Genomic DNA, 14,047 nt, shown 5'->3' with positions numbered 1-14,047 from the left:
TATCCTGGTCCGGCATTCAAACCTCGTACGTGCGCCGGAACCGCGATCCGGTGCGCGCACCAGCGTGAAAGAGGTCGTACGTTGCGTCAGCCGAGCCCCGGTCAGCGGCAGATCCCGGTCGTCGTTCTCGCCGGATTCCTGGGTTCCGGCAAGACCACCCTCCTCAACCACCTCCTCCACCGCAGCGGCGGCAGCCGCATCGGCGCGATCGTCAACGACTTCGGTGCCATCGAGATCGACGCCATGGCCGTCGCGGGCGCCCTCGGCGACTCCACCGTCTCGCTCGGCAACGGCTGTCTGTGCTGTGCCGTGGACGCCAGTGAGCTCGACAGCTACCTGGAGCGGCTTGCCCGGCCCGACACCGGCATCGACGTCATCGTCATCGAGGCCAGCGGGCTCGCCGAGCCGCAGGAACTCGTGCGTATGGTGCTCGCCAGCGAGCATCCTGGAATCGTCTACGGCGGGCTCGTCGAAGTCGTCGATGCCGCCGAGTTCGACGACACGCGGGCGAAGCACCCCGAGATCGACCGGCATCTCGCCCTCGCCGACCTCGTCGTCGTCAACAAGCTCGACCGCGCCGCCGACGGCGACCGTGTCATCGGGCTGGTCCGCGAGCTGACCGAGTGTGCCGCCGTCGTCCCCGCCACCTACGGCCGTATCGACCCCGAGTTCCTCTTCGACTGCCGGCCCGGCGAGGAGCGCGTCGGGCAGCTGTCCTTCGACGACCTCCACCGCGGGCCCGACACCGAGGCCACCGAGGACCACACCGGGCATGGGCATCTGCACAGCGGCTACGACAGCCTCTCCTTCGTCTCCGAAGTGCCGCTCGACCCGCGCCGGTTGATGCAGTTCCTCGACGGGCGGTCCGCAGGGCTGTACCGGATCAAGGGGTACGTCGACTTCGGGCCGTACGACACCGTCAACCGGTATGCCGTGCACGCCGTCGGGCGGTTCCTGCGGTTCTATCCCGAGCCCTGGCCCGACGGAGACCAGCGACTTACCCAGCTCGTCCTCATCGGCTCCGGCCTCGACACCCCCGCGCTCGGCAAGGAACTGGAGGCGTGCAAGAGCGACGCCCCGCACACCGCCGACGAGCACGGTATGTGGGGCGTCCTGCGTTACGTCCAGGGCCCGGAGGACGAAGCCCCCGAGCCCCTCGAAGAGGCCTAGACCGGTCCCGCCACCACCGACACCGTCTTCGCCAGCGACACGCCCGAACCGTCGCGGCGCGGGTCCATCTCCGGGAGGTCGGCCGGGGTGCCGTTCTTCTGGGCCGCCTTCGCCGGTACGGCGCCCGCCCAGGCGAAGGACAGGCAGTCCTCGCCCTTCAGGAAGCGCTGGCAGCGGACGCCACCGGTGGCGCGGCCCTTGCGCGGGTACTGGTCGAACGGGGTCAGCTTGGCCGTCGTCTGGACGGAGTCGTCCAGCGTGCCGCGCGAGCCCGCGACCGTGAAGACCACCGCGTCCACCGCCGGGTCCACCGCCGTGAAGGAGATGACCTTCGCGCCGTCCGTGAGCTTGATGCCCGCCATGCCGCCGGCGGGGCGGCCCTGGGGGCGGACCTGCGCGGCCTGGTAGCGCAGCAGCTGCGCGTCGTCGGTGACGAAGACCAGGTCCTCGTCGCCGGTGCGCAGCTCGACCGCGCCGACGATCCGGTCGCCTTCCTTGAGCGTGATGACCTCCAACTCCTCCTTGTTCGAGGGGTAGTCGGGGACGACACGCTTCACGACGCCCTGTTCCGTGCCGAGCGCCAGGCCCGGCGACGACTCGTCGAGGGTGATCAGGCAGACCACCGTCTCACCGTCGGTCAGGGAGACGAACTCCGTCAGGGGGGCTCCGCCGGAGAGGTTCGGGGCGGAGGCCGTCTCGGGCAGTTGCGGCAGGTCGACGACGTTGATCCGCAGCAGGCGGCCTTCCGAGGTTACCGCGCCGATCTCGCCGCGCGCGGTCGCCGGGACCGCCGAGACGATCACGTCGTGCTTGACGCGCTTGCCGTCGGCGTCGGCCGGGAACGGTTCGCCGTTGGCCGTACGCGCCAACAGGCCCGTCGAGGACAGCAGCACCCGGCACGGATCATCCGCCACCTGGAGCGGGACGGCGGTCGCGGGGGCGCCCGCCGACTCCAGCAGGACCGTACGCCGGTCGGTGCCGAACTGCTTTGACACCGCAGCCAGTTCGGTGGAGACCAGCTTGCGCAGCTCCGCGTCCGAGTCGAGGATCGCGGTCAGCTGCTCGATCTCCGTGTTGAGCCGCTCCTTCTCCGTCTCCAGTTCGATGCGGTCGAACTTGGTGAGACGGCGGAGGGGGGTGTCCAGGATGTACTGGGTCTGGATCTCCGACAGGGAGAAGCGCTCCATGAGGCGCTGCTTCGCCTGCGCGGAGTTCTCGCTCTGCCGGATGAGGCGGATGACCTCGTCGATGTCGATCAGGGCCGTCAGCAGGCCCTCGACCAGGTGCAGTCGGTCGCGGCGCTTGGTGCGGCGGAACTCGCTGCGGCGGCGGACGACCTCGAAGCGGTGGTCGAGGTAGACCTCCAGGAGCTCCTTGAGACCCAGCGTCAGGGGCTGGCCGTCGACCAGGGCGACGTTGTTGATGCCGAAGGACTCCTCCATCGGCGTCAGCTTGTAGAGCTGCTCCAGGACCGCCTCGGGAACGAAGCCGTTCTTGATCTCGATGACCAGACGCAGGCCGTGCGCACGGTCGGTGAGGTCCTTGACGTCGGCGATGCCCTGGATCTTCTTCGAGCCGACCATGTCCTTGATCTTGGCGATGACCTTCTCCGGGCCGACCGCGAAGGGCAGCTCGGTGATGACCAGGCCCTTGCGGCGGGCGGTCACCGTCTCCACCGACACCGTGGCGCGGATCTTGAAGGTGCCGCGGCCCGTCTCGTACGCGTCCCGGATGCCGGCCAGGCCGACGATCCGGCCGCCCGTGGGCAGGTCGGGGCCGGGGACGTACTTCATCAGGGTGTCCAGGTCCGCGTTGGGATAGCGGATCAGATGGCGGGCGGCGGCGATGACCTCGGAGAGGTTGTGCGGCGGCATGTTGGTGGCCATGCCGACCGCGATGCCCGACGAGCCGTTCACCAGCAGGTTCGGGAACGCGGCGGGCAGGGCCACCGGCTCCTGCTCCTGGCCGTCGTAGTTCGGCGCGAAGTCGACCGTGTCCTCGTCGATCGACTCGGTCATCAGGCTCGTCGCCTGCGCCTGCCGGCACTCGGTGTACCGCATGGCGGCCGGCGGGTCGTCGTTGCCCAGGGAGCCGAAGTTGCCGTGGCCGTCGACCAGCGGCACGCGCATCGAGAACGGCTGGGCCATGCGCACCAGGGCGTCGTAGATCGACGAGTCGCCGTGCGGGTGCAACTTACCCATCACTTCGCCGACCACGCGCGCGCACTTCACATAGCCGCGGTCGGGACGCAGCCCCATCTCGTTCATCTGGTAGACGATGCGCCGGTGCACCGGCTTGAGGCCGTCGCGGGCGTCCGGCAGGGCTCGGGAGTAGATGACCGAGTACGCGTACTCGAGGAAGGAGCCCTGCATCTCGTCGACGACGTCGATGTCGAGGATCTTCTCCTCGTACGAGTCGTCGGGCGGCGGGGTCTTCGTGCTGCGGCGGGCCATCGCTGCCGGCTCCTCTTTTCTGGTCGCTCGCCTATGGGTCGCTCGCGCCCCTTCGGCTCACTCTTGCTCAAGCGTGAACGGGATCTGACGCGGACCATTGTGGACCCCGGCACTGACAACGCGGACGACGACCCGACGTCAGCTCTCCCGCCGGAAGTTCACCCGCGCCGCACGGCGGCCCGTCCGCAGGCTACGGGATCTCGCTGTCGGCGTACGACCACCGGGAACTTCGCCGGGGGTCCGCACGCTTGCATACAGTGGCAGGACCGGCAGGAAAACGCGGTTACGGCAACCGCACCGCGATCGAAGGGACGTACATGCCCATGGGTCACACGGCCACAGACCAGGCAGGCACCGGGGGCCTGACAGCGACCGAGCACCGCCTGGCCAACGGGCTGCGCGTGGTGCTCTCCGAGGACCACCTGACCCCGGTCGCGGCGGTGTGCCTCTGGTACGACGTCGGCTCGCGCCACGAGGTCAAGGGGCGCACCGGTCTGGCTCACCTCTTCGAGCATCTGATGTTCCAGGGCTCGGGCCAGGTCAAGGGCAACGGCCACTTCGAGCTCGTCCAGGGCGCCGGCGGTTCGCTCAACGGCACCACCAGCTTCGAGCGCACCAACTACTTCGAGACCATGCCCGCCCACCAGCTGGAGCTCGCGCTCTGGCTGGAGGCCGACCGCATGGGCTCGCTGCTCGCCGCCCTCGACGACGAGTCGATGGAGAACCAGCGGGACGTCGTCAAGAACGAGCGCCGCCAGCGCTACGACAACGTCCCCTACGGCACGGCGTTCGAGAAGCTCACCGCCCTCGCCTACCCCGAGGGCCACCCCTACCACCACACCCCGATCGGCTCCATGGCCGACCTGGACGCGGCTACCCTGGACGACGCCCGCGCGTTCTTCCGGACGTACTACGCGCCGGGCAACGCGGTGCTGTCGATCGTCGGCGACATCGACCCCGAGCAGACGCTCGCCTGGGTCGAGAAGTACTTCGGCTCCATCGCGTCCCACGACGGCAAGCCCGCCCCGCGCGACGGCTCGCTGCCCGAGGTCATCGGCGAGCAGCTGCGCGAGGTCGTCGAGGAGGAGGTCCCCGCGCGCGCGTTGATGGCCGCCTACCGGCTGCCGCACGACGGCACGCGCGAGGCCGACGCGGCCGACCTGGCCCTCACCGTCCTCGGCGGCGGCGAGTCCTCCCGCCTCTACAACCGGCTCGTCCGCCGCGACCGTACGGCCGTCGCAGCCGGCTTCGGTCTGCTGCGGCTGGCCGGAGCGCCCTCCCTGGGCTGGCTGGACGTGAAGACGTCCGGTGACGTCGAGGTGCCGGTCATCGAGACGGCCATCGACGAGGAGCTCGCGCGGTTCGCCGCGGAGGGCCCCACGGACGAGGAAATGGAGCGCGCCCAGGCCCAGTTGGAGCGCGAGTGGCTGGACCGGCTCGGCACCGTCGCGGGCCGCGCCGACGAACTGTGCCGTTACGCGGTCCTGTTCGGCGACCCACAGCTCGCCCTCACCGCGGTCAACCGCGTCCTGGAGGTGACCGCGGCGGAGGTCCAGGAGGTCGCCAAGGCCCGCCTGCGCCCCGACAACCGCGCGGTGCTCGTCTACGAACCCGTCTCCGGGGAGACCGCCGAGGACGCGGACCCGCCCGAGGACCCCGAGGCCGAGGCCACCGTCGAGGCCGGCGACAAGAACGAGGAGGCGGCCAAGTGACCGAGCTCGCCACGATGGAGTTCCACCCCCAGCCCCAGGCGGGCGAGGCCAAGCCCTGGGCGTTCCCGGCCCCCACGCGCGGGACGCTCCACAACGGCCTCACCGTGCTGCGCTGCCACCGCCCCGGCCAGCAGGTCGTCGCCGTCGAGGTCCTCCTCGACGCCCCCCTGGACGCCGAACCGGCGGGCCTGGACGGCGTCGCCACGATCATGGCGCGTGCCTTCTCCGAGGGCACCGACAAGCACTCCGCCGAGGAGTTCGCCGCCGAGCTGGAGCGCTGCGGCGCCACCCTCGACGCGCACGCCGACCACCCCGGCGTCCGGCTGAGCCTCGAAGTCCCGGTCTCCCGGCTGCCCAAGGCGCTCGGGCTGCTCGCCGACGCCCTCAGGGCGCCCGCGTTCGCGGACGACGAGGTCGAGCGCCTGGTCACCAACCGCCTGGACGAGATCCCGCACGAGCTGGCCAACCCCTCGCGCCGGGCCGCCAAGGAGCTCTCCCGGACCCTGTTCCCGGCGGACCTGCGCATGTCCCGCCCCCGCCAGGGCACCGAGGAGACCGTCCAGAACATCGACTCGGCGGCCGTACGCGCCTTCTACGAGAAGCACGTCCGCCCCGCCACCGGCACCGTCGTAGTCGTCGGCGACCTCACCGACCTCGACCTGGACGGGCTGCTCGGCGACACCCTCGGCTCGTGGACCGGCTCCGCGGCCGAGCCGCGCCCGGTGCCGGCCATCACCGCCGACGACACCGGCCGGGTCGTCATCGTGGACCGCCCCGGCGCCGTCCAGACGCAGCTGCTGATCGGCCGTATCGGCGCCGACCGGCACGACCGCGTGTGGCCCGCGCAGGTGCTCGGCACCTACTGCCTCGGTGGCACCCTCACCTCCCGCCTGGACCGCGTCCTTCGCGAGGAGAAGGGCTACACCTACGGCGTGCGCTCGTTCGGGCAGGTCCTCAGGTCCGCCCCGGACGGCACCGGTGCCGCGATGCTGGCCATCAGCGGTTCCGTCGACACCCCGAACACCGGCCCCGCCCTCGACGACCTGTGGACGGTGCTGCGCACCCTCGCCGCGGAGGGACTCACCGACGCCGAGCGCGACGTCGCCGTGCAGAACCTCGTCGGGGTGGCACCGCTCAAGTACGAGACCGCGGCGGCCGTGGCGAGCACGCTGGCCGACCAGGTCGAGCAGTATCTGCCCGACGACTTCCAGGCGACGCTGTACCGGCAACTCGCCGCGACCGGCACCGTCGAGGCCACCGCGGCGGCCGTCAACGCCTTCCCGGTGGACCGTCTGGTGACGATCCTGGTCGGCGACGCGGCGGCCATCAAGGAGCCCGTGGAGGCCCTCGGCATCGGTGAAGTGACCGTGGTGTCGGCCGAGTAGAAGCACGCGTGCGTGAAGGGGCCCTGGTGACTGAAGCGTCACCAGGGCCCCTTAATGTCCGAATAAGGAATGAATTGAAGGGTGGTTGCCTGTTTGCCCTGTGGGATGCGCTACAAACTGCCTGATCTGTTTGGGGATTGAAAGTGGCCCCCCTTAGCGTCGTCCGGGCTGTTCGTCACGCAGTGCGCCGCGCCCGCGGCACCGGACAGTCATCGCCGAGTCCCCGTACGGCGCGAGCCAGGGGAGCCGGGGACCCATGCAGTCCCTGGGGTGAATCGGACGCCCGCGCGTCAGCGAGGGGGTCCGTAGGAGACCTTCCTGCTCCGAACCCGTCAGCTAACCCGGTAGGCGAGAGGGAAGGAAAGGACCAGCCACTACATGGCGTTCACGCGCCCCACCGGGAAGCACCGTGCCCCGAGCCGGATGAAGCGCACCACCGCCCGCGCGGCCGGGATCGCGGCGCTCACCACCACCGGCGTCATCGGCACCCTCGCCGCCCCGGCCCTCGCCGCGGAGCCCACGGCCGAGCAGACCGGACTCATCCCGGTCGTCACCATCGGCGACTCGGTCGCCGACCAGATCGACGCCCAGGCCGAGGCCCAGGAGCAGGCCGCCGAGGAGGCCGCCCAGAAGAAGGCCGAGGAGCTGGCGCGCAAGAAGGCCGCCGCCAAGGCCAAGAAGGAGCGCGAGGCCAAGGAGCGCGCCGCCCGCGCCGCCGCCGAGCGCAAGCGCCTCAACTCCTTCGTCGCCCCGATCTCGGGCTCGTACATCTCCACCGGCTACAAGGCCGGCGGCGCCGTCTGGTCCTCCGGCAGCCACACCGGGGTCGACTTCCACGCCGCCAGCGGCACCTCCGTCCACGCGGTCGGCTCCGGCACCGTCGTCGAGGCCGGCTGGGGCGGGTCGTACGGCAACAACATCGTGATCAAGATGAACGACGGCACGTACACCCAGTACGGCCATCTGTCGTCCATCGGGGTCTCGGTCGGCCAGACGGTCACCCCGGGCCAGCAGATCGGCCTGTCCGGCGCGACCGGCAACGTCACCGGCCCGCACCTGCACTTCGAGGCCAGGACGACCGCCGAGTACGGCTCGGACATCGACCCCGTCGCCTACCTGCGCTCGCACGGTGTGAACGTCTGACGCCCGCTGTGAACGTCTGACGACGGATCGCAGGATCTCCCGGAACCCCGGCTCACCCGAGCCGGGGTTTCGCCGTTTTCGGTACCCGGCTGTCCAAAAAATATCCATGGATTCCGGTCCGCCATCGGAAATTCCCGCTCTTTGCAATAGAGTCACTGAACACACGTCAATCATCGACGTTTCACGGGGATTAAGACGGAGGTCGGTCATGCGTATTCCGGCGCACTCGGTATGCACCGCGATCAGGGACGACATCGTCTCCGGTGTCCACGAGCGCGGCAGCCGCCTCACCGAGGAACTCCTCGCCCGCCGCTACGGCGTCTCCCGTGTCCCCGTCCGGGAGGCCCTGCGCACGCTGGAGGCCGAGGGCTTCGTGGTGACGCGGCGGCACGCGGGCGCGTGCGTCGCGGAACCGACCGAACAGGAGGCCGCCGACCTGCTGGAGATGCGGATGCTCCTGGAGCCGCTGGGCGCCTCCCGGGCCGCCCAGCGCCGCACCGAGGCGCACCTCAAGGTCCTGCGCGGCCTGGTCAGGCTGGGGCAGGAGCGGGCCAGGCGGGGCAACAGCGAGGATCTGCGCTCCCTGGGCGGCTGGTTCCACGAGACGCTCGCGCAGGCCTCCGGCAGCCCCGCGCTGACCTCGATGCTGACCCAGCTGCGCCACAAGATCTCCTGGATGTACACCGTGGAGGCGCCCGCCAACCCCGCCGAGTCCTGGGCCGAGCACGGCGCCATCGTCGACGCCGTGGCACGCGGCGACGGGGAACGCGCGCGTGCGGTCACCGCGCTGCACACCGAGCGCTCGACCGCCGCGCACCGGCTCCGATTCCGCGCCGCGGGAGATCGGCCCGACCGTGTGAGGAACTCGCAACCTCCCGTAAACATGACGAGCCTGCGGCATTAACACAAGGGCCGTATACAAAGAGGAAGTAATTCGCGGGGGAGAATTCCTGCTGCCCGTGCGAGGGAATTGGAAAGGGCTCGCCCGATAAACTCGGACGAGCCCTTCAGTGGTGCCGTGATACAACCGGCCCCGATAAATCAGACGGTCTCGGGAAGCTCCTCGAGCCCCTCGGAGACCAGCTTCGCCAGACGGTCGAGGGCGGCGTCCGCGCCCTCGGCGTCCGAGGCGAGGACGATCTCCTCGCCGCCCTGGGCGCCCAGGCCCAGGACCGCCAGCATGGAGGCCGCGTTGACGGGGTTGCCGTCGGCCTTGGCGATCGTCACGGGGATACCGGAGGCCGTGGTGGCCCGGACGAAGATGGAAGCGGGGCGGGCGTGGAGGCCCTCGGCCCAGCCGACGTTGACGCGGCGCTCAGCCATGTGATGCTGCCCTTCGGTGTTCAGGGTTGTCTAGACCAGTTTCCCACACGTGAAGTGTCTCCGGAGCGGACCTTCGTCCCCTCCGGGGTGAGCCGTCGGACCGCGGCCTCGGTCCGACTTCCGTCCTCTTGCGATCCTGTCGCGCTCTCCACAGACTGCCTCGCGCCGTTGTCGTACGCGAGCCGTACTCTGGGGCCCATGCAGACCTCGTCGGACCGGCACGAGTACCCCTCCCACTGGGAGGCCGACGTGGTGCTGCGCGACGGCGGCACCGCGCGCATCCGCCCCATCACCGTTGATGACGCCGAGCGCCTGGTCAGCTTCTACGAGCAGGTCTCGGACGAGTCGAAGTACTACCGCTTCTTCGCGCCCTACCCGCGCCTGTCCGCAAAGGACGTCCACCGCTTCACGCACCACGACTTTGTGGACCGGGTGGGACTCGCCGCCACGGTCGGAGGCGAGTTCATCGCCACCGTACGCTACGACCGCATCGGCGCCGACGGAATGCCCGCGACCGCTCCCTCCGACGAGGCCGAGGTCGCCTTCCTGGTCCAGGACGCCCATCAGGGGCGGGGTGTGGCCTCCGCCCTCCTCGAACACATCGGCGCCGTCGCCCGCGAGCGCGGCATCCGCCGCTTCGCCGCCGAGGTGCTGCCCGCCAACACCAAGATGATCAAGGTGTTCATGGACGCCGGGTACACCCAGAAGCGCAGCTTCGAGGACGGCGTCGTCCGCCTGGAGTTCGATCTCGAACCCACCGACCGCTCGATGGCCGTGCAGTACGCGCGCGAACAGCGCGCGGAGGGGCGGTCCGTGGAGCGGCTGCTCAAGCCCGGCTCGGTCGCGGTCGTCGGCGTCGGCCGCAGCCCCGGCGGGGTGGGCCGCAGCATCCTCGACAACATCCGCGAGGCCGGCTTCACCGGCCGCCTGTACGCCGTGAACAAGGCCTTCACCGACAAGGAGCTCGACGGGATCCCCGCGCACCGCTCGGTGCGCGACATCGAGGGCCCCGTCGACCTCGCGGTCGTCGCCGTGCCCGCCGAGCACGTCCCCGCGGTCGTCACCGAGTGCGGCGAACACGGGGTGCAGGGCCTCGTCGTGATCTCCGCCGGCTACGCCGAGAGCGGCCCCGAGGGGCGGGAGCGCCAGCGCGAACTCGTCCGGCACGCGCGCGCGTACGGCATGCGGATCATCGGCCCCAACGCCTTCGGCGTCATCAATACCAACCCGGACGTCCGGCTCAACGCCTCCCTCGCCAACGAGACCCCGCGCCCCGGCCGCATCGGACTGTTCGCCCAGTCCGGCGCCATCGGCATCGCCCTGCTGTCCCGACTGCACCGACGCGGCGGCGGCGTCACCGGGGTCACCGGCGTCTCCACGTTCGTCTCCTCGGGCAACCGCGCGGACGTGTCCGGCAACGACGTCCTCCAGTACTGGTACGACGACCCGGACACCGACGTCGTCCTCATGTACCTGGAGTCCATCGGCAACCCCCGCAAGTTCACGCGCCTCGCCCGCCGTACCGCTGCGGCGAAGCCGCTGGTCGTGGTCCAGGGCGCCGGTTCCGCCCCTCAAGGGCACGCCGTACGGGCCACGCGGCTGCCGCACGCGACCGTGTCCGCGCTGCTGCGGCAGGCCGGCGTCATCCGCGTGAACACCATCACCGAGCTGGTCGACACCGGTCTGCTCCTCGCCCGTCAGCCCCTGCCGCGCGGCCCGCGCGTGGCGATCCTCGGCAACTCCGAGTCGCTCGGAATGCTCACCTACGACGCCTGTCTGTCCGAGGGACTCAGGCCGCTGCCCCCGCTGGACCTGACGACGGCCGCCTCGGCGAAGGACTTCCACGCCGCGCTCTCGCGCGCGTTGGCGGACGACACGTGCGACGCGGTCGTGGTGACCGCGATACCGGCGGTCGGCGAGGGTGCCGCCGGCGACGCCGCGCTCGCGGAGGCGCTGCGCTCGGCGGCCGAGCGGGTGCCCGGCAAGCCCGTCCTCGTCGTCCACGTGGAGCTGGGCGGGCTGGCCGAGGCCCTGTCCGCCGCGACCAGCACGGCACCGCAGGCCGCGACACCGAGCGCGTCCCACCCCTTCCGCGCCCTGGACCGCCTCGCCGCCAAGGACCCCGAGGAGATCCCCAAGGCCGGCTCCCGCCTCATCCCCGCCTACCCCGCCGCCGAACGCGCGGTCCGCGCCCTCGGGGAAGCCGTGAAGTACGCCCAGTGGCGGCGCGAGGCGGCCGACCCCGGCAAGGTGCCGGAGTCCATCGACGCGGCCATCGACGAGAAGGGCGCCGCCCGGCTCATCGACGGCCTCCTCGCGCGCGGACAGGGCCTCACGCTCGGCGCCGATGAGACCTGCGACCTCCTCGGCAAGTACGGCATCCCCGTCCACCGCGCCCTCGCCGCCCCCACCCCCGACGACGCGGCCGCCGCCGCGCGCACCCTCGGCTACCCCGTCGCCCTCAAGGCCACCGCCCCCCACCTGCGCCACCGCGCCGACCTGGGCGGCGTGCGGCTGGACCTCGCGGACGAGGGCCAACTGCGGCACGCCTACGCCGAGTTGACCGAGCTGTTCGGCGCGCCCGAGGAGCTGCGCCCGGTGGTGCAGGAGATGGCCCCGCGCGGTGTGGACACCGTCGTACGGGCCGTCATCGACCCGGCGGCCGGCGCCGTGCTCTCCTTCGGGCTCGCCGGAGCCGCCTCCCAGCTGCTCGGCGACACCGCGCACCGGCTGATCCCGGTCACCGACCGTGAGGCCGCCACCCTGGTCAGGTCGATCCGGACGGCACCGCTCCTGTTCGGCTGGCGCGGCTCGGCGCCGGTCGACACGGCCGCCCTGGAGGAGCTGCTGCTGCGGGTGTCCCGCCTCGTCGACGACCACCCCGAGGTCGTCGCGGTCACCCTGGAACCGGTCGTCGTCGCCCCGCACGGCCTGAGCGTGCTCGGCGCGTCCGTCCGGCTGGCGCCGCCGCCCGCCCGCGACGACCTGGGCCCACGGACGCTGCCGGCCTACTGAGACCTTCGTGAGCGGTGCCTCGCAGTCAGTGCACCCCCGTAGGATGGACGTCATGGCCAAGACCAGTACGACGACCCAGGGGCTGCGCGCGGCGATCGAGCGCAGCGGCTACTACCCGGCCCTCGTGGCCGAGGCGGTGGAGGCCGCCGTGGGCGGCGAGCCCATCCGGTCGTACCTGGTCCACCAGGAGACGACGTTCGACCAGAACGAGGTGCGACGGCACGTGACCGTGCTCGTCCTCACCGAGCACCGCTTCATCGTCAGCCACACCGACGAGCAGGCCGCCGACACCACGTCCCCGACGCCGTACGCGACCACCTCCACCGAGTCGGTCAAGCTCGGCCGGATCTCGTCGGTCGTGCTCAGCCGCGTCGTCGCCAACCCGGAGCAGTACCAGCCGGGCACCCTGCCCCGCGAGGTCGTCCTGACCATCGGCTGGGGCGCCGTCTCCCGCATCGACCTGGAGCCCGCCGCCTGCGGCGACCCCAACTGCGAGGCGGACCACGGCTACACGGGCAACTCGACGGCGGACGACCTCAGCCTGCGCGTCAGCGAGGCCGGGGACGGCCCGGAGACGGTGCGCCAGGCCCTCGCCTTCGCGCAGTCCCTCTCCGAGGCGACCGCGGACATCACCCGCTGATGGCACAGCCCACCGCCTGGGACCCGCACCCGGAACCGCTTGCCGTGGACTCCGCGCCCCTGCCGCAGTACGGCAGTGGCTCCCTCGCCGACCTCCTGCCCACGCTGGCCGCGGGCATGGGCGTGCCCGGGACGACCGCGACGATCACGGAACTGGCCCCCGCCGACCGGAACTGCGTGTTCCTGATCGACGGCCTCGGCTGGGAGCAGCTGCGGGCGCACCCCGAGGACGCGCCCTTCATGACCGCGCTCCTCGACAGTTCCCGCGGCGGCACCGGCCGCCCGCTGACCGCCGGCTACCCGGCGACGACCGCGACCTCCCTCGCCTCCGTCGGCACCGGCCTGCCGCCGGGCGCGCACGGCCTGCCCGGCTACACCGTGCGCAACCCGGACACCGGCGAGCTGATGAACCAGCTGCGCTGGCAGCCGTGGACCCAGCCGCGCGCGTGGCAGCCGTACCCCACGATCTTCCAGCTGGCCCACGACGCGGGGGTGCACGCCGCCCAGGTGTCGTCGCCCACGTTCGAGAACACCCCGCTGACCAAGGTGGCGTTGAGCGGCGGCAAGTTCCTGGGCCGCCTGTCCGGCGAGGACCGTATGGACCTCGCGGCCGAGCAACTGGCCGCCGCCGACCGCGCGCTGGTCTACACGTACTACGCCGAACTCGACGGCGCGGGCCACCGCTTCGGCGTCGACTCCGACACCTGGCGCGGCCAGCTCATGCACGTGGACCGCCTGGTCCAGCGGCTGGCCGAACAACTCCCGCCGAACAGTGCGCTCTACGTCACCGCCGACCACGGCATGGTCGACATCCCGTTCGACGAGCAGCACCGCATCGACTTCGACGAGGACTGGGAGCTGCGGGCGGGGGTCGCCCTGCTCGGCGGCGAGGGCCGCGCCCGCCATGTCTACGCCGTCCCGGGCGCCGCCAACGACGTGCTGACCTGCTGGCGCGAGGTGCTCGGCGAGCAGTTCTGGGTGGCCTCGCGCGACGAGGCGATCGCGGCGGGCTGGTTCGGCCCGCACATCGACGACCGGGTGTACGCGCGCCTCGGCGACGTGGTCGCGGCCGCGCGGGACGACGTCCTGATCATCGCGTCCGAGCGGGAGCCGAAGGAGTCGGCGATGGTCGGCAACCACGGTTCGATGACCCCTGCCGAGCAGTTCGTCCCGCTGCTCGAAGTACGCTCCTGAAGCCCTTCTCACC

Annotated in this window: 10 protein-coding genes and 1 riboswitch; of the genes, 8 read left to right on the top strand and 2 right to left on the bottom strand. The window is 71.3% G+C overall.

The features are described from left to right. The first annotated feature begins 81 nt into the window (after positions 1 to 81). On the top strand, positions 82 to 1,170 hold the full coding sequence (locus tag OG885_RS12710; protein WP_405730436.1) for a CobW family GTP-binding protein: 1,089 nt from the start codon (positions 82 to 84) through the stop codon (positions 1,168 to 1,170). Here the strand turns inward: OG885_RS12710 and OG885_RS12705 are convergent. Beyond that, a complete protein-coding gene (locus OG885_RS12705; RefSeq protein ID WP_405730434.1) occupies positions 1,167 to 3,623 on the bottom strand; it encodes a DNA topoisomerase (ATP-hydrolyzing) subunit A in 2,457 nt (818 codons plus the stop codon). The genes OG885_RS12710 and OG885_RS12705 overlap by 4 nt on opposite strands. 317 nt (positions 3,624 to 3,940) lie before the next feature. Between OG885_RS12705 and OG885_RS12700 the strand changes: the two genes are divergently transcribed. From OG885_RS12700 to OG885_RS12685, 4 genes are all read left to right on the top strand, one after another. Beyond that, positions 3,941 to 5,335 (top strand): M16 family metallopeptidase, encoded by a 1,395-nt coding sequence (locus OG885_RS12700; RefSeq protein WP_405730432.1) that lies wholly within the window; start codon positions 3,941 to 3,943, stop codon positions 5,333 to 5,335. Next, positions 5,332 to 6,720: a M16 family metallopeptidase gene (locus tag OG885_RS12695; RefSeq protein ID WP_405730430.1), complete on the top strand. Its 1,389-nt coding sequence runs from the start codon at positions 5,332 to 5,334 to the stop codon at positions 6,718 to 6,720. The genes OG885_RS12700 and OG885_RS12695 overlap by 4 nt, the downstream gene beginning before the upstream one ends. Positions 6,721 to 6,923: 203 nt before the next feature. After that, positions 6,924 to 7,086, top strand: a riboswitch (cyclic di-AMP (ydaO/yuaA leader). Positions 7,087 to 7,098: 12 nt separating this feature from the next. Then, entirely contained in the window at positions 7,099 to 7,863 is a 765-nt protein-coding gene (locus tag OG885_RS12690; RefSeq protein WP_405730428.1) for a M23 family metallopeptidase, read from the top strand. 208 nt (positions 7,864 to 8,071) lie between these two features. Continuing rightward, positions 8,072 to 8,767 carry a GntR family transcriptional regulator gene (locus tag OG885_RS12685; RefSeq protein ID WP_405730426.1) on the top strand — a complete coding sequence of 232 codons (696 nt, stop codon included), beginning with the start codon at positions 8,072 to 8,074 and terminating at the stop codon, positions 8,765 to 8,767. Positions 8,768 to 8,904: 137 nt separating this feature from the next. On the opposite strand, the gene OG885_RS12680 is transcribed toward OG885_RS12685, so the two are convergent. Beyond that, the gene (locus OG885_RS12680) at positions 8,905 to 9,186 is read right to left on the bottom strand and encodes an HPr family phosphocarrier protein (protein ID WP_059198592.1); all 282 of its coding nucleotides are present in this window, start codon (positions 9,184 to 9,186) and stop codon (positions 8,905 to 8,907) included. 198 nt (positions 9,187 to 9,384) lie between these two features. Between OG885_RS12680 and OG885_RS12675 the strand changes: the two genes are divergently transcribed. From OG885_RS12675 to OG885_RS12665, 3 genes are read left to right on the top strand one after another with little or no spacing between them, the layout of a single operon-like run. Then, positions 9,385 to 12,201, top strand: a complete 2,817-nt coding sequence (locus OG885_RS12675; RefSeq protein ID WP_405730424.1) for a GNAT family N-acetyltransferase — start codon at positions 9,385 to 9,387, stop codon at positions 12,199 to 12,201. A 52-nt stretch (positions 12,202 to 12,253) separates the two neighbouring features. Further along, a complete protein-coding gene (locus OG885_RS12670; RefSeq protein WP_399950358.1) occupies positions 12,254 to 12,841 on the top strand; it encodes a DUF5998 family protein in 588 nt (195 codons plus the stop codon). Beyond that, the gene (locus tag OG885_RS12665) at positions 12,841 to 14,034 is read left to right on the top strand and encodes an alkaline phosphatase family protein (protein ID WP_405730422.1); all 1,194 of its coding nucleotides are present in this window, start codon (positions 12,841 to 12,843) and stop codon (positions 14,032 to 14,034) included. The genes OG885_RS12670 and OG885_RS12665 overlap by 1 nt, the downstream gene beginning before the upstream one ends. Positions 14,035 to 14,047: the final 13 nt, after the last annotated feature.

The sequence above is a fragment of the Streptomyces sp. NBC_00028 genome, assembly GCF_045041065.1.
Taxonomy (GTDB): Bacteria; Actinomycetota; Actinomycetes; order Streptomycetales; family Streptomycetaceae; genus Streptomyces.
This window is presented reverse-complemented; position numbering and strand designations above follow the sequence as displayed.

Excerpts from the sequence above, each read along its gene's own strand:
- OG885_RS12705 (WP_405730434.1), bottom strand. The coding sequence starts at position 3,623 with ATGGCCCGCCGCAGCACGAAGACCCCGCCGCCCGACGACTCGTACGAG.
- OG885_RS12700 (WP_405730432.1), top strand. The coding sequence starts at position 3,941 with ATGCCCATGGGTCACACGGCCACAGACCAGGCAGGCACCGGGGGCCTG.
- OG885_RS12690 (WP_405730428.1), top strand. The coding sequence starts at position 7,099 with ATGGCGTTCACGCGCCCCACCGGGAAGCACCGTGCCCCGAGCCGGATG.
- OG885_RS12685 (WP_405730426.1), top strand. The coding sequence starts at position 8,072 with ATGCGTATTCCGGCGCACTCGGTATGCACCGCGATCAGGGACGACATC.
- OG885_RS12680 (WP_059198592.1), bottom strand. The coding sequence starts at position 9,186 with ATGGCTGAGCGCCGCGTCAACGTCGGCTGGGCCGAGGGCCTCCACGCC.
- OG885_RS12675 (WP_405730424.1), top strand. The coding sequence starts at position 9,385 with ATGCAGACCTCGTCGGACCGGCACGAGTACCCCTCCCACTGGGAGGCC.
- OG885_RS12670 (WP_399950358.1), top strand. The coding sequence starts at position 12,254 with ATGGCCAAGACCAGTACGACGACCCAGGGGCTGCGCGCGGCGATCGAG.
- OG885_RS12665 (WP_405730422.1), top strand. The coding sequence starts at position 12,841 with ATGGCACAGCCCACCGCCTGGGACCCGCACCCGGAACCGCTTGCCGTG.